This window comes from Chryseobacterium proteolyticum (assembly GCF_046591535.1).
In the GTDB taxonomy this organism is placed as follows: Bacteria; Bacteroidota; Bacteroidia; order Flavobacteriales; family Weeksellaceae; genus Chryseobacterium; species Chryseobacterium proteolyticum.
The window spans coordinates 23,314-37,387 of sequence record NZ_JBJLWK010000004.1 but is presented as its reverse complement, the minus strand read 5'-3'; the positions used below and the strand labels follow the sequence as shown (position 1 = coordinate 37,387).

Annotated in this window: 15 protein-coding genes, 2 tRNA genes and 1 pseudogene; 6 read left to right on the top strand and 12 right to left on the bottom strand. The window is 38.5% G+C overall.

The window, feature by feature from the left end; genetic code table 11:
* Position 1: 1 nt before the first annotated feature.
* Genes moaC through ACJ5H0_RS15865 form a run of 3 tightly spaced genes read left to right on the top strand, consistent with a single transcriptional unit; the run spans position 2 to position 2,120 of the window.
* Positions 2-478, top strand: coding sequence for a cyclic pyranopterin monophosphate synthase MoaC (gene moaC / locus ACJ5H0_RS15875; RefSeq protein WP_345990186.1), 477 nt, complete (start codon positions 2-4; stop codon positions 476-478).
* Entirely contained in the window at positions 459-1,061 is a 603-nt protein-coding gene (locus ACJ5H0_RS15870; RefSeq protein ID WP_411250416.1) for an NTP transferase domain-containing protein, read from the top strand. The genes moaC and ACJ5H0_RS15870 overlap by 20 nt, the downstream gene beginning before the upstream one ends.
* A gap of 18 nt (positions 1,062-1,079) precedes the next feature.
* Positions 1,080-2,120 carry a ThiF family adenylyltransferase gene (locus ACJ5H0_RS15865; protein WP_411250413.1) on the top strand — a complete coding sequence of 347 codons (1,041 nt, stop codon included), beginning with the start codon at positions 1,080-1,082 and terminating at the stop codon, positions 2,118-2,120.
* An 8-nt stretch (positions 2,121-2,128) separates the two neighbouring features.
* Here ACJ5H0_RS15865 and ACJ5H0_RS15860 read toward each other — a convergent pair whose 3' ends face one another.
* From ACJ5H0_RS15860 to ACJ5H0_RS15815, 10 genes are all read right to left on the bottom strand, one after another.
* Complete coding sequence (locus ACJ5H0_RS15860; RefSeq protein ID WP_345990192.1) at positions 2,129-2,674, bottom strand: DUF488 domain-containing protein; 546 nt, start codon at positions 2,672-2,674, stop codon at positions 2,129-2,131.
* Between the two features lie 19 nt (positions 2,675-2,693).
* Positions 2,694-3,611: a bestrophin family protein gene (locus tag ACJ5H0_RS15855; RefSeq protein WP_172276544.1), complete on the bottom strand. Its 918-nt coding sequence runs from the start codon at positions 3,609-3,611 to the stop codon at positions 2,694-2,696.
* On the bottom strand, positions 3,611-4,852 hold the full coding sequence (locus ACJ5H0_RS15850; protein ID WP_411250409.1) for an L-lactate MFS transporter: 1,242 nt from the start codon (positions 4,850-4,852) through the stop codon (positions 3,611-3,613). Before ACJ5H0_RS15850 ends, ACJ5H0_RS15855 begins: the two co-directional genes overlap by 1 nt.
* A 6-nt stretch (positions 4,853-4,858) precedes the next feature.
* Entirely contained in the window at positions 4,859-5,347 is a 489-nt protein-coding gene (locus ACJ5H0_RS15845; protein WP_172276538.1) for a molybdopterin-dependent oxidoreductase, read from the bottom strand.
* 37 nt (positions 5,348-5,384) lie between these two features.
* Positions 5,385-7,778, bottom strand: coding sequence for an FdhF/YdeP family oxidoreductase (locus ACJ5H0_RS15840; RefSeq protein ID WP_411250406.1), 2,394 nt, complete (start codon positions 7,776-7,778; stop codon positions 5,385-5,387).
* 27 nt (positions 7,779-7,805) lie between these two features.
* Positions 7,806-8,156 carry a DUF7009 family protein gene (locus ACJ5H0_RS15835; RefSeq protein WP_172276532.1) on the bottom strand — a complete coding sequence of 117 codons (351 nt, stop codon included), beginning with the start codon at positions 8,154-8,156 and terminating at the stop codon, positions 7,806-7,808.
* Positions 8,153-9,028, bottom strand: coding sequence for a formate dehydrogenase accessory sulfurtransferase FdhD (fdhD, locus tag ACJ5H0_RS15830; RefSeq protein WP_411250404.1), 876 nt, complete (start codon positions 9,026-9,028; stop codon positions 8,153-8,155). Before fdhD ends, ACJ5H0_RS15835 begins: the two co-directional genes overlap by 4 nt.
* A gap of 79 nt (positions 9,029-9,107) precedes the next feature.
* Entirely contained in the window at positions 9,108-9,491 is a 384-nt protein-coding gene (locus ACJ5H0_RS15825) for a molybdenum cofactor biosynthesis protein MoaE (protein WP_411250402.1), read from the bottom strand.
* Between the two features lie 5 nt (positions 9,492-9,496).
* A complete protein-coding gene (locus ACJ5H0_RS15820; protein WP_411250973.1) occupies positions 9,497-9,631 on the bottom strand; it encodes a MoaD/ThiS family protein in 135 nt (44 codons plus the stop codon).
* Between the two features lie 124 nt (positions 9,632-9,755).
* A complete protein-coding gene (locus ACJ5H0_RS15815; protein WP_411250970.1) occupies positions 9,756-10,460 on the bottom strand; it encodes a sulfite exporter TauE/SafE family protein in 705 nt (234 codons plus the stop codon).
* Between the two features lie 434 nt (positions 10,461-10,894).
* On the opposite strand from ACJ5H0_RS15815, the gene ACJ5H0_RS15810 reads away from it, so the two are divergent.
* The 3 genes from ACJ5H0_RS15810 to ACJ5H0_RS15800 all read left to right on the top strand — a co-directional run bounded on the left by ACJ5H0_RS15810 (position 10,895) and on the right by ACJ5H0_RS15800 (position 12,221).
* A tRNA-Pro gene (locus ACJ5H0_RS15810) sits at positions 10,895-10,969 on the top strand.
* A gap of 31 nt (positions 10,970-11,000) precedes the next feature.
* Positions 11,001-11,074: transfer RNA gene (locus ACJ5H0_RS15805), tRNA-Arg, on the top strand.
* Between the two features lie 322 nt (positions 11,075-11,396).
* Positions 11,397-12,221 carry a 5'-nucleotidase, lipoprotein e(P4) family gene (locus ACJ5H0_RS15800; RefSeq protein ID WP_411250400.1) on the top strand — a complete coding sequence of 275 codons (825 nt, stop codon included), beginning with the start codon at positions 11,397-11,399 and terminating at the stop codon, positions 12,219-12,221.
* A 75-nt stretch (positions 12,222-12,296) separates the two neighbouring features.
* Here the strand turns inward: ACJ5H0_RS15800 and ACJ5H0_RS15795 are convergent, their stop codons facing one another.
* Entirely contained in the window at positions 12,297-13,133 is an 837-nt protein-coding gene (locus ACJ5H0_RS15795; RefSeq protein ID WP_411250398.1) for an SH3 domain-containing protein, read from the bottom strand.
* Positions 13,134-13,150: 17 nt separating this feature from the next.
* Positions 13,151-13,979, bottom strand: a pseudogene (gene prmA / locus ACJ5H0_RS15790) (50S ribosomal protein L11 methyltransferase).
* Positions 13,980-14,074: the final 95 nt, after the last annotated feature.

The following is a 14,074-nucleotide window of genomic DNA, read 5'->3' as shown; positions in this document are numbered from 1 at the left end:
CATGACAAATTTTTCACATCTTAACGAAAAGGAACAACCAGGTATGGTGAATGTGGGTGATAAAAAAGTTACCCACAGGAAAGCAACCGCCAAAGCTATTGTGGTAATTCCTGAAAATATTCTGGAAGCGCTTCAAAAGGATGACTTTAAAACTAAAAAAGGTTCTGTGTTTCAAACTGCCATCATTGCAGGGATAATGGCTGCAAAAAAAACAGGCGACCTTATCCCACTGTGCCATCCTATTGGTATGGATAATTGTGAAATAGGTATTGAAATCAATTCTCAGAATGAAATTGAAATCTACTGTACTGCTGAGATTGAAGCTAAGACCGGCATCGAAATGGAAGCCCTGACAGGGGCATCTGTGGCAGCACTTACCATCTATGACATGTGCAAAGCAATGAGCCATGATATTGTGATCAAAGAAATACAACTCATCGAAAAAACAGGAGGAAAAAATGATTTCAAAAGAGACTGATTTCCCCAGACTCAACGGGCTGGTACTGGCAGGAGGAAAAAGCCGGCGAATGGGAAATCCTAAAGATAAAATCAACTGGCATGGCAAAGAGCAGCGGTATTATGCGGCTGATCTTTTAGCTCCATTTTGTGAGGAAGTCTTTATTTCTTGCAGACAGAACCAGCTGGAAAATTTTAATAGTGATTACAACGCCCTTACCGATACTTTTCTGGACATGGGCCCTTTTGGAGGAATACTTTCGGCATTGCGCTCCCAGAGAGAAAAAGCATGGCTGGTAGTAGCCTGCGATCTTCCTTTGCTGGATAAAAGTGCATTAGAATTTCTGATACAATCCAGAAACCCCGAAAAAGCGGCAACAACCTACGAAAGCCCTTTTGACGGACTACCCGAACCATTAATTACGATCTGGGAACCTAAAAGCTATCCTCTGCTTCTGAATTTTTTGGGATCAGGAAATACCTGTCCAAGAAAAGTTCTTATTAACAGTGATACGTTAATCCTGAAACCAGATAACCCGGATTCTTTAATGAATGTAAATACTCCTGAAGATATGGCAAAAGCCCAGGAGATTTTAAGAAAATAAATTTAATTAAAGGCTGATATGAATACTTCTCTTGAACGTTATCATTGCCAGATGGCTTTACCCGGATTTGGGACAGCTTCTCAGGAACTCCTTAAAAATGCTAAAGTTCTCATCGTGGGCATGGGAGGACTTGGATGTCCTTCAGCACAGTATCTTGCTGCTTCTGGTATAGGAACGATTGGTCTTGCAGATGACGATATTGTTTCTGAAAGCAACCTGCACCGCCAGATTTTGTATACTCCGGATGATATCGGGAAATCAAAAGTTGACATTGCCACCAAAAAATTACAGCAACAAAATCCATCAGTGAAAATCACTCCTTTTAATTTTCGGGTAACTTCCGAAAATGTCATGGATTTAATTTCTGATTTTGATCTGATTATTGAAGGAACAGATAATTTTGAAACAAAATGCTTGCTGAACGACGCTTGCGTTTTAACCGGAAAACCTTTGGTTTATGGTGCTATTTACCAATATGAAGGCCAGGTAAGCATATGGAATGTTATGCAGAAAGACGGTACATACTCTCCCAATTACCGCGATGTTTTCCCTAATGCAGAAGAATCACAGGTCCCCAACTGCAGAGAAGGCGGAGTACTTCCTACACTGGCAGGAATTGTAGGATGCATGCAGGCAAATGAAGCTATAAAATATTTTACAAATCCTGAAGATTTATTGGCAGGAAAACTCTGGATGATGAATGTGCTGAATGGCAAAACCCAAATTATTAAATTAAGAAAACTTGCCCTACCCATTACAAGCTTATCTCAGACAGTTGAGATCATCACATTTGAACAGTTGATGCAGGATAAAGATCACTTTGAAATCATAGATGTCCGTACCCTAGAAGAGCATAAAGAGTTTAATATTGGAGGAGTCAATATAGCTGTAGATGAGCTACAACATCATTCAGAATATATTTCCGGGCTTACCCGGCCTATTTTAGCTTATTGCCTATCCGGAAAACGCAGCGCAGAAGCAGTGAGGAAAATTAAAAGTCTTTTTCCTGAGAAGGAAGTGTTTTCTTTAAAAGATGGTATTCACAAAATACACAGATAAAACAAAAACTAATCAAATAAACTTTCGTCGGAATAAAAAACTTTGCCATCACTTATTCTTGCCGGTGAAGTGTAAGGATGTTCTTCTGTTTTACCGACATTCATTATATGCTCGACTTTCCAGCCCTTTGCTTTAAGATAATCTGACACCATAGCCCTGTGGCAGCTCCACCATACCGCTTCCGAACACATAAAAGCCGTAATTTTTTCCCTAGCAATATCTTCAAGTTTTTCTATAGCCGCTACAAATTCTCCGGTTTGCATATAATCGGCGTACCCACGGAAAGATTCATTCCGCCACCGGCTGTTTATTGAATCCGGCTGTACCTTTCTCCTTCCTCCCAATTCTTCAAGATGGGCATATCCTATACTATTTTCGCGTAGGTGTATTTCCAAATTTTCTCTATTAAACCATGGATATCTTTTTGATCCCGGAAACCGCCGGATATCAACCAGCATCTCAATCTTAAACGAATTAAGTATTTCAATAAAGTATTCTAATGAATGAACAGAATGTCCAACTGTATAAATCAATTGCTTTTCTGAAGCTTCCATACCTGTCTTTGAGAAGGGATCAATCAATAATATTCTGGGTATTCTTTCGGGAAACAGCAATATGTTCTCCCACCATCTCATGAATGGTCTCGTCAATCATGATACACATGCTGTTAAGAGCTAAATCATTCGCATCTGTTCCAAACGGCTCCTCGATTTCATCCGCTATCGCTTCAAATGCAACAAATGTATACGCAACAAATACAACAATAAGAGGGGTAAACCATCCGAGAGAATCTACAAGTCCGAAAGGCAACAGAAAACAGTATATATATACAGTCCGGTGCAGTAAAACCCTGTAGCTGTATGGAATAGGGGTAGAAATTATTCTTTCACAACCTCCTAAGATATCAGAAAGCTTATCAAAGTTTTCATCAAAACGCGCCTGCTGGATAGAATCCATTCCCCCTTCGTCTTTTAGCTTCTGAACCCATTCTGCAAGAAGGCGCATAATAACAGCCGGTTTATATTTTGATGCGGCAACAAGTTTCAGCTGATCTTCGTTAAGCCTGGATTTTAAATCTTCATAAGCGTCCGTTCCTCTCAGCTGGTGTTTCAATGCAAAAACAAATGCACCCAGCAACTGCACAAAATTGTGAACTGAATCCTGATCTTCCTTTATATTTTTCAGCGTGATTGCCTGGCGGGTCAGTGCCCTGGAAGTATTCAGCAGAGCGCCCCACAGCTTTCTTCCTTCCCAGAACCTATCATAGCTGGCATTGTTCCTGAATCCCAGGAATAAAGCCAGTACGAAACCGAACAGGGTAAGTGGTGCAGGATTTAACGGAACTTTAAAAGAGAAAATGATTCCATGAAAATAAGTGACCAATAAAGAAAGAATTAAAAGCAATCCCAACCGCGGAAGCAATGCAGGCAAAACAGAGCCGTGCCAAACAAAAAGCATTCTGAACCAATGTTCTTTTTTTCTTATGATCATTATTTTTGCCTTTCTTTTTTCAATTGATTAATATTCATTTTCATCAGAACCGAAACAATAAGTGCGATCACGAACATTCCTGAAAAAACCTCTAAGGTAGTCGTTAGTGATCCGGTCTGTTTTTTAACATAGTCATATATTGAGGGACCGGCAACCCCTGCTAATGCCCAGGCTGTAAGCACAAATCCATGTATTGCACCTAATTGTTTTGTACCAAACAAGTCTCCCAGAAATGCAGGAAGTGTAGCGAAACCTCCACCGTACATTGTAATAACGGTAAAGAGAATAGCAAGAAATAAAATTTCTATGGAAATTTGAGGTAAGAAATAATAAGCTAAAATCTGAAATACAAAAAATAAAATATAGGTATTAGCCCTCCCCAGGTAATCTGATAAACCAGACCAAAGCAATCTTCCAATCCCGTTGAATACGCCAATTAAACCCACAACTGCAGCTGCCTGCAAAGCGGTATAATGAAGTTTCTCCTGAGTCATCGGACTCGCTGCCGCAATAATTGCAATACCACAGGTAATGTTAATAAACATCATGATCCAGATATAATAGAATCGTTTTGTCTTCAATGCAGTTTTTGCATCTATATAGGCAATATCATTTGTTGCGGTCTTACTTTCGGAAGGATTAAACCCTTTGGGTAAATAACCTTCCGGTGGTTTTTCTATGTAACTTGAAGACAAAAGAATCACAACCAGATAAATACTTCCCAAAATATAAAAAGCATTAGAAACACCTACTTTTTCAAATAAAATTTGCATCAGGGGACCGAATATCAAAGCTGAAAAACCAAATCCCATTATCGCCATTCCTGTTGCCAGGCCACGTCTGTCCGGAAACCATTTTACCAGGGTGCTTACCGGTGTTATGTATCCAATTCCTAATCCTATACCCCCTATGAATCCATAGCTGATCAAAAATAAGGGCAGGGATACAAGTTGTACGGCAAGCCCGGAACCTAAGATTCCCACTCCGTAAAAAATTCCCGCGACAGTTCCACTTTTTTTAGGCCCTACTTTTTCTACCCAGGTTCCCATAAACGCTGCGGATAAACCAAGTAATAGAATGGCAATTTTAAATGCCCACTTTATGGTTCCTTCATCTATTTTAAAAATCTCTCCCACAGGATTTGTCATTACAGAATAGGCATACACAGAGCCTATAGAAATATGAATACCGACTGCAGAAGCAGCAATCAGCCAACGATTTTTAAGTTTCGATGAGTCCATTTACAATTAATTTTTTATTGAACTAATAAAAATTTCTCTAACCTGATAAGAACTTCTTGCCGGCTTCTTTTCCCCTTCCGCAATAATCCTGAGGGGACCTTTTTCCTTTGGCAAGGGTTTCCCATCTACAGTATCTGCAATAATGACATTTTTATCCTGAATGGAAGCGTCCAGCTCTGCCAGTGAAAATAAAACCTGATAACCATCCGAACATTTTATCAGTACATATTTGGAAAGGTTTTCTGCTCCATGAAGTGCTTTTCCGGACGGAATCCCTGCCCTTTCCAAAACTTCCATGACAGGGACTCCTGTAAAGGTATGGGAGCTTCCATCTTTATCCCTCAGTACGGCATCTTTTCGGGGCATTTTTGAAAGATCGGATAAGCTTAAATCCAAAGGATGGGCAACTTCACCTGAAACTTTTAATTGAAATGCCGTCTGAGCCGATAGCAATCCACAAAAAGAAAATATGAAAACAAAAAACAGTCTTCTCATGACTATAATCTGTTTAAACAATAAAATATTTTAAACATTACTCCACACTCGTTCCGGCTGCTGCAATCACATGGTCATCAATCTTTTTAAAAATATCAGGATCATGTTTCCGGATTTTAATACGGACATATTTGGAAGCCGGCATATTGGCTCCGTTGACTACATTATTGATGGACACCAAAACATTAGTTTCCGGGAAATAGGTCATGGTGCTTTTTTGTGGAATAGGATATTTTACGACAATAAAAAGCGGTGCAATCCTTTCGATGCCATCATCATAATTGAAAAGATCTACATGATCACCTTCTTTAAGACCTGCCTTTTCAATATCTTTTTCATTCATCATCACAACCCTCCTTTCATTGAAGATCCCTCGGTACCGGTCATTTAAACCATAAACAACCGTATTGAACTGATCATGTGTTCTGGTTGTTCCCATCAGATATTCGTCATCTGCAAGCGAATTATCCGGTACAGCGGTAATATTGAAAGCCGCTTTTCCCGGGTAAAATTCACTGTTGAAAATACCATCTCTTGGTCCGTTCGGAAGATAGAAGCCTCCTTTTTGTACTACCCTTTTGTTATAATTTTCAAATCCGGGAATACATTGCTCAATATCGTGACGAACGGCATCATAGCTGTTAATAAACTTATCCCAATCCACAACTGAGCGTTCCCCTAACACCGCTTTCGCCATTCTGCAGGCGACATGGGTTTCATTGATCAGGTGTTTTGAAATAGGATCGAGAACACCTCTTGACCATTCCACAACGCCCATTGAATTTTCTGTGCTTACATGCTGAAGTTCCCCATTGATCATATCTTTTTCACTTCTGGAGATGACCGGTAAGATCAAGGCTTCCTTCCCGTGGATAAGGTGGTTTCTATTTAATTTTACTGAAACAATCACAGACATTTCAAGACTGCGCATCGCTTCTGCTGTAAAAGAAGTATCCGGTGCAGCAGAAAGAAAATTACCTCCCATACAGAACATGAATTTCACTTTACCCTCATGCATTGCTTTAAGCGCGTTTACAACGTCATATCCTCCTTTTCTTGGTACTTCAAAGCCGTAATATTCCTGCAGCCTATCCAATTGTTCCTTTGTTGGATGATGGTTAATAAGTAACGTCCTGTTACCCTGAACATTGCTATGCCCTCTAACCGGACACGCACCTCCCCCCTGAATTCCTATACTTCCTTTCATCAACAGGAGATTCACAATATTGTAAATCATTTCCACACCATTATGCTGCTGTGTAATTCCCATTCCCCAACAAATGATAATCCTCTTTTTTGAGGCAATCATTTGTGCAGCTTCTCTCAAGCTCTCAACCGGAATACCACATTCTTCCGATAAAAAGTTGAGATCATATTTTTTTAATTCCTCAACCAATTCATTAAATCCGGCGGTTTTGTTCGCTATAAAATCCTGGTCAAGAACTTTTCCCGGATTTTTAGCTTCTTCTTCTAGCACAAGAATTTGCAGTACTTTTAAAAGCGCCATATCTCCATTAATCCTAACAGGAAGATACAGATCTGACAATTCATATGGTTTATTGAGCAGAGCCCGAACATCCTGAGGATTTTTGAATCCTTTTAATCCGGCTTCGGGAAGCGGATTGACAGCCATAATTTTTGCTCCGTTTTTCTTTCCTTTAGTTAGGGCGGAGAGCATTCTTGGTGAATTGGTCCCGGGATTCTGCCCTATGATTATGATAAGATCCGTGTCGTAGAAGTCTTCCAACTTTACGGTTCCTTTTCCAATACCTATACTTCTTGATAGAGCATAACCGGAAGTTTCATGGCACATATTAGAACAGTCCGGAAAATTATTGGTTCCGAATTCTCTGGCAAACAGCTGATAAACCCATGTTGCTTCATTACTTGTTCTTCCGGATGTGTAAAATATGGCTTCGTCGGGCGAGTCAAGAGCGTTTAGTTTTTCAGAGATTTTCTTAAAAGCATTATCCCAGCTGATTGGCTGATAATGCGTTCCTCCTTTAGGCAGATACATAGGCTCCGCTATTCTTCCCAACTGGCTGATTTCAAAATCTGTCATCTTTGCCAAATCATATACGGAGTTTTCTTTGAAAAAGTCAGCCCCGATCTTTTTTGAAGTCGCTTCTTCTGCTAAGGCTTTTGCCCCGTTTTCACAATATTCGCCCAATCTGGAACGTTCGTCATCCGGGTCTGGCCACGCGCAGCTCGGACAATCGAAACCATCAAACTGATTCATACTGAAAAGAGCTCTCCCTCCACGAAGAACAGAGGCATTCAGCACCAACTGATCCAATGAATGAATAACTGCAGGAACTCCTGCTGCCCATGCTTTTGGTGGTTTCAGCTTCAGATCCAGCAGTTTATAAGGTGGTTCTGCAGAAGGTAATCTGCTGTCCTCTTTTTTATTGAATATATCTTTGTTTTCCATGATTTCTACATTTAAAAAGATGAAAAATTAGCATTTTATGTTCGGGTTGGGATAATTGTCACTTTGGTCTTCCACTGTATTATCAATACATACAAAATCTTTTTCTATCAAGAGTTTGATTTTTCCGGCCTGCCCTTCAAAACCTACTCTATCCGTGGAAATCCATTCCGTGATCATTGTTGCCGGCATTTTCAGAACAATCCTGTTTTCAATGAAAGCCGCCGAGAGATCCACATCTTCTGTTCTTTCGATAGAGTAAATAAACGGACGGTCCACAAATTCCGTAAAGCTGGAGATCATTCCGTCTTCTCCTAATTTTGCCACTTCGGATTGGGTAAGACGAAATCTCAACGAGTTATCTTTAATTCTTATTTTCATAATACATTTTCAATTTTAAAATGGCTGCCGGAATGGTAAATATTAAACCGGTTGTCCCGGAGAAAGCCTAATAAAGTGATATCAAATTCTTTTGCCAGATCTACCGCAAGGCTGGAAGGAGCTCCTATTGCTGCAACAATGGAAATACCAGCCATTGCCGCTTTCTGAATAAGCTCAAAACTGGCTCTTCCACTCAACACCAAAATTTTGTCATGAAGCGGCAGGAGCCCTGCTGATAATGCATGACCGATGAGTTTATCCAAAGCATTATGTCTTCCCACATCTTCACGCAACGCCAGAAGGTTACCTTCCCGGTCAAAGATACCGGAGGCATGTATACCGCCTGTAGCACTAAAATTATTCTGGAAAGACTGTAGCTTTTCAGATAATTGATACAGGGTTTCCAGAGAAACCTCTATATTTTCTTTTGTACGGTTATGAAAAGAACTCACTGTTCTTATAGATTCAATGGATCCTTTTCCACAAACCCCACAGCTGGAAGTAGTATAAAAGTTCCTGTCAGCATTCATAAGGTCAGGAACAAAACCTTCTGCAAGTTCAACAATGATAATATTTTCGCTGTTCCTGGCACATTCTGCCTGAGGAGAGTATATGCTTTCAATTTGTTTATAGTCAAAAATAATCCCTTCCGTAAATAAAAAGCCGGCAGCCAGCTCTGCATCATTACCAGGTGTTCTCATTGTTACAGATATATTCCTCGATTCTTTTTTATCTGCTAAATGATAGACCACCCTTATTTCTAAAGGTTCCTCAACAGAAACATCATCCGTATATTGGAAACTGCTGTTTTCCTTAACTTTGACGATTTCTATCTGCTTTACTGATTTATTTGATAACAGATGGGCTTTCATAATTTAATAATTGATACTTAAAGATACAAAATTTTATTCCTCAAATTACGGGTGCGCTGAAACCCACTCTTCTCCATTATCAAAAATTTCTTTTTTCCAGATGGGAACCGTTTTTTTTTATATTTTCAATAATATAGCTGCACGCATCAAAAACAGTATTCCGGTGACCATCGCTCACCACGATTATCACTGCTGCATCACCAGGAAATAAAATTCCTGTACGGTGATGAATTACAATATTTTTTACCGAAAATAAGGAAATAGCTTCATCTGCTATTTTCCTCATCTCCTTAACCGCCATAGACTCGTAACATTCATATTCCAAACGGATGACAGCCTGGCCTTTCGTATGATTTCTTACCGTTCCTACAAATGACGCAATCCCTCCGCATGCAGGATCGGAAGCAAGGGTAAAGCAATTTGTAAGATCCAGTATATTTTCTGTTATTTTAATATCAACCATAGGTGTTACCCTCCGCTTACCGGAGGGATTATTGCTATTTCGTTAGAGACTTCAATGATCTGATTGTCCTCCGCATATTCATCGTCAATGGCAATAAAATAGGATTTTAGTTTTTTAAGCTCCGGAAAATCTTTCTCCAGAAACTCCTTGAGTACTTTGACGCTTGCTCCTTCATTTATTTCTATTTTTTTTTTCTGAACCTCCGAAAATATCTTTCGTTATTCCGAATGCTAATATTTTAATTATCATTTTACATTTAGCTTTTTACCAATATTTTATTAAAACATTTATCCCAGCCACCAGTACCAAAATAGCGGTCATTCTTTTGATGACCAAAGGATTCCATTTCAGGGACATTCTGGAACCTACCTGTCCACCGATAAATACGGCAAAACACAAACTCAGGATCCTGAAATAATCCATATCGGCAGAGAGTTTGGATAACTGTCCGAAAATCCCTGACACTGAATTAACCAGGATGAAAACACTTGATGTTGCTGCAATTTTTCGTGGAGTATCCCATTTCATAAGGTTTAAGAGAGGGGAAAGAAAAATTCCCCCACCAATGCCTACCAATCCAGATAAAAATCCTATTCCACCTCCCAGAAGTCCGTTTTTGAATAGAGAAGTGCCCGTACGTTCCGGATGATCTTCTCCATTTTTTAAATCTGTTCTTATCCAAAGCAACAATGCCGCAATGATTAATGTAATCCCTAATATCAGAAAAAAGGTTTCCTGGCTTATTTTTAAAACCGCTCCCAGGAATGCCATAGGAACACTTACAATGGTAAGCGGTATTATTTTCCTCCAGTCCGTCTGCTTATTTCTGATGTAAATAAACACCCCTCCGACGACCACAATAACATTACAAATAAGTGCCGTTAAGCGTATTTCCTGGTAAGGAAGGTTATACATGGCAAGAACTGCAAGATAACTGGATCCTCCTCCAAAACCTACGGAAGAATAAATGAAAGCGATAATTAAAAAAAAACAAAAAGATCTCCCAATACCCCATATATTTTGCAGAAATTAATTTTCTTACAATAATACTCATTTTTAAGGCGCAATGCACGCTTGTTGCGTAAAGTTTCTGCTACAATTTGTGAGAAGAATGTTGTAAATTGTTTATTTAGTGTATTGATTGTTTTGTGAGCAGATGATTTTGTCAATTTTTTACATTTAATAAATATTAACCATACTTACCATATAAAAGTAATTTGATTGACCTGCATTGCAAAACAAAAAATCCCTTATACATTTAACATAATGATTAAAAGCCTTATAGCAAGTCTTTCGTTTAATTAAAAAATATTTTATTGATTTTTATTTTTATAATTCAAAAAAACTCTATATATTTGCACCCACAAAAAACGAGGTAAAATTCGTTTCAGATGACCTTTAATCGGGGCGTAGCGTAGTCCGGTCATCGCGCCTGGTTTGGGACCAGGAGGTCGCAGGTTCGAATCCTGCCGCCCCGACTGTTTTAGTAATTTTCTCAAAATTACCAATGGGTGCGTAGCTCAGCTGGATAGAGCATCTGCCTTCTAAGCAGACGGTCAAAGGTTCGAATCCTTTCGCGCTCACTTTAAGACTCACAATGAAAATTGTGAGTTTTTTTGTGTCCTATAATTTCAATTAATACACAACAAAGGATAGAGCATTCCGATTTTAATCGGAACGGGTCAAGGGTTCGAATCCTTTCGCGCTCACTTTTAAACTCACAATGAAAATTGTGAGTTTTTTTGTGTTCCATATTCACCATACTTTTATGTCATAAAAACACTGATTACATACTACTTAACTTTCTAAAATTTTCAAAGAGACAAATATTTTATCGGGCAACCCATCCATTTAATTGCAGCAAAAATCAATAAACCCTAAATTTGTTTTCTCTATATTAATTCAATGAAAAATTTTAAATTCATTATCGCAAACTGTTTGTTTGTTTTGGTATTATCTTGCAAAACAGCAGCTCCGGTTTCAAACGTTTCTGTCCAGGACGGTCCTTCTCAGAATCTTGGGCGTGACGGAAAAATATACGCTGCGTTTTATCAGCAACGGGCAGCAGAATACGAAGCACTTTGTCTCCAGGCATATAATATAGCCAGGCTCCGTTTGGATGAAGCTTTACTACAAAAATCAGAAAAACCTTTAGCTATTGTTTCAGATATTGATGAGACTTTTTTAGATAATTCTTATTATGCCGTTGAACGTTCTAAGATGGGAAAGGGTTATGACCAGGCCACCTGGGAGGAATGGACCGCTAAGGGAATTGCAAAACCGCTTACGGGCTCTCAGGAATTTTACCAATATGCCGCTGGCAAGGGTGTTCAGGTATTTTATGTAACCAATCGTCTGGAGCAGGAACGTGCAGGAACAGTAAAAAACTTGAAGAAATACAATTTCCCGCTTCAAAATGATACCAACCTTATCCTCCGTGCAAAGGAAAGCAGTAAAGAAAACCGAAGAGCTGATATTGCTAAAGATTATAATATTGTTTTATTGTTGGGAGATAATCTTTCTGACTTCTCCGGCATATTCGACAAAAAATCAGAAACAGAAAGGTCTGCTGCAGTAAAGAATTCAGCAAAGGATTTCGGAAAAAAATTCATTATCATTCCTAATGTTGGTTATGGTGATTGGGAATCTTCATTTTATCACTACAAATATGATTATACTGACCAGCAGAAAGACTCAATGATGTATAATGCAGTAAAAACTACTCCTTAAAATAAGAAAATCTTTTTTACAGTTTTATCTATACCGATAAACAACAAAAAATCCCGCTGTAAACCAGCGGGATTTTTATTTTAGTTGGTAAGAAGTTCCATTCCAGAGATAAGTTTTTGAGGAATATTTTTTCTTTTCCCTGTCTTTTTCATCCTTTTCCATTTCCTCCATTTTGAAGATAATAGTATTAGGAGCTCCTCCTTTATCATTGGGAAAAATAAAATTTTCACTGTGATAATAAACATCGGCATCTCCAACATTCATAAGCTGCGGCAATGCAATTAACTTTTTATCTTTAAACAATACATATTGGTCGTAGCTGGCAATACCACACGCTTCCCCGGAAACCACAGCTTTTAGGGTAAGCTCCACATTTTGCAGTTTATGGTTGCTTTCTACGGTAAAAGTTCCATAGCTCAATTCTTCTCCACGTCCTGTATTAAAGAAAACCTCATCTAAAAGGGTATTACCTTCAAGCACTTTAATACTGGCTATATTTTGTTTAAAATTTTCCCCTGATCTTTTATCCTTTCTGTTTTCAGTTTTTGAAAGACCAAAAAGAAAATCATATCCGTTTTTATTTCTGTATCCTACACAAAGATTTCCGCCCCAGATGTACCCTTCAGCAACCTGTTCTCCCTTTTGATAGGATATTTTATACCAGTTGGAAGACCTTTCTCCTAATTTTAAAACAATTTCTTCTTTCTTAACAATAAGAATCTGCTGATTGGTTTGCAAAGAGTCGAGAATTTGTGCATCTACTTTAGGCTCCTGCCTTACCCTCGTCCAATCGGTAAATATTTTTTGTGTTTTATTTTCCTGAAAATTAAAAACTCCGTAAGGGTATTCCTCCTCCTGTGCTGAAAAGAACTGCAGAAAACCCAAAAATAAAACAGTGAAAAGAGATTTCATACAATAATTTTATATTCTTATTTTTCAAGCAATAAGCTTACCCACTCTTCTCTCTGCAGCTGTTTTTTTTAACTCAAGGTTATTTGCCCTACATACTTCAAGAATATCATCTACATCGAAGAAGCACAATCCTGACAGCAATAATTTACCCCCGTTATTTAAAACAGAAACATAAGTAGGAATATCTGAAATCAAAATGTTACGGTTGATATTCGCCAAGATAACATCATAATGCTCTTTTCCCAGATTCTCTGCGGTTCCCTGCTCAATATCAAGGACAACATTATTTCTTTCAGCATTTTCTTTAGAATTTTCAACAGACCATTCATCAATATCAATAGCTTTCACATCATCAGCTCCCTGTTGCTTTGCATAAATGGCCAATACTGAAGTTCCGCAGCCCATATCCAAAAGCTTTTTACCATGAAAGTCAATATCCATCATTTGCTGGATCATGAGATGGGTCGTAGGATGATGTCCGGTTCCGAAAGACATTTTAGGCTGGATAATGATTTCATGCATTCCGGGTACGGAATCATGAAATTCAGCTCTGATCAAGACTTTATCATCAATATTAATGGGTGAGAAATTTTTCTCCCATTCCTCATTCCAGTTGATGTTTGGCATTTCCTGGAAAGTATATTCAATTGTTACATTTTCATTTTCAAAAAGAGGCAGTGCCTTCAATTCATTTTCATTAAATAAATCTTTCTGGATATAACCCAGAATCCCTTCCAATTCTTCCGTAAAACTGTCGAAGCCTATTTCGATAAGCTCTGCCATTAATATTTCATTCCATGGTTGAAGCGGAGAAATTCTGAAGTTGAATTCTAAATAATTTTGCATGTGATCAATTTGGTACAAAAATAAAGAAAAGCGGGTTAAAACCCGCCTGTATTCATATAAAATAAATCATTCAGCAAATAGCTCATCTATCTGTA

What these genes read in the sequence shown, in the direction of transcription:
- ACJ5H0_RS15855 (WP_172276544.1), bottom strand. Translation starts at nt 3,611, where the DNA reads ATGATCATAAGAAAAAAAGAACATTGGTTCAGAATGCTTTTTGTTTGG.
- ACJ5H0_RS15825 (WP_411250402.1), bottom strand. Translation starts at nt 9,491, where the DNA reads ATGGTTGATATTAAAATAACAGAAAATATACTGGATCTTACAAATTGC.
- ACJ5H0_RS15835 (WP_172276532.1), bottom strand. Translation starts at nt 8,156, where the DNA reads ATGAAAATAAGAATTAAAGATAACTCGTTGAGATTTCGTCTTACCCAA.
- ACJ5H0_RS15845 (WP_172276538.1), bottom strand. Translation starts at nt 5,347, where the DNA reads ATGAGAAGACTGTTTTTTGTTTTCATATTTTCTTTTTGTGGATTGCTA.
- ACJ5H0_RS15795 (WP_411250398.1), bottom strand. Translation starts at nt 13,133, where the DNA reads ATGAAATCTCTTTTCACTGTTTTATTTTTGGGTTTTCTGCAGTTCTTT.
- ACJ5H0_RS15800 (WP_411250400.1), top strand. Translation starts at nt 11,397, where the DNA reads ATGAAAAATTTTAAATTCATTATCGCAAACTGTTTGTTTGTTTTGGTA.
- ACJ5H0_RS15860 (WP_345990192.1), bottom strand. Translation starts at nt 2,674, where the DNA reads ATGGAAGCTTCAGAAAAGCAATTGATTTATACAGTTGGACATTCTGTT.
- moaC (WP_345990186.1), top strand. Translation starts at nt 2, where the DNA reads ATGACAAATTTTTCACATCTTAACGAAAAGGAACAACCAGGTATGGTG.
- ACJ5H0_RS15870 (WP_411250416.1), top strand. Translation starts at nt 459, where the DNA reads ATGATTTCAAAAGAGACTGATTTCCCCAGACTCAACGGGCTGGTACTG.
- fdhD (WP_411250404.1), bottom strand. Translation starts at nt 9,028, where the DNA reads ATGAAAGCCCATCTGTTATCAAATAAATCAGTAAAGCAGATAGAAATC.
- ACJ5H0_RS15865 (WP_411250413.1), top strand. Translation starts at nt 1,080, where the DNA reads ATGAATACTTCTCTTGAACGTTATCATTGCCAGATGGCTTTACCCGGA.
- ACJ5H0_RS15840 (WP_411250406.1), bottom strand. Translation starts at nt 7,778, where the DNA reads ATGGAAAACAAAGATATATTCAATAAAAAAGAGGACAGCAGATTACCT.
- ACJ5H0_RS15850 (WP_411250409.1), bottom strand. Translation starts at nt 4,852, where the DNA reads ATGGACTCATCGAAACTTAAAAATCGTTGGCTGATTGCTGCTTCTGCA.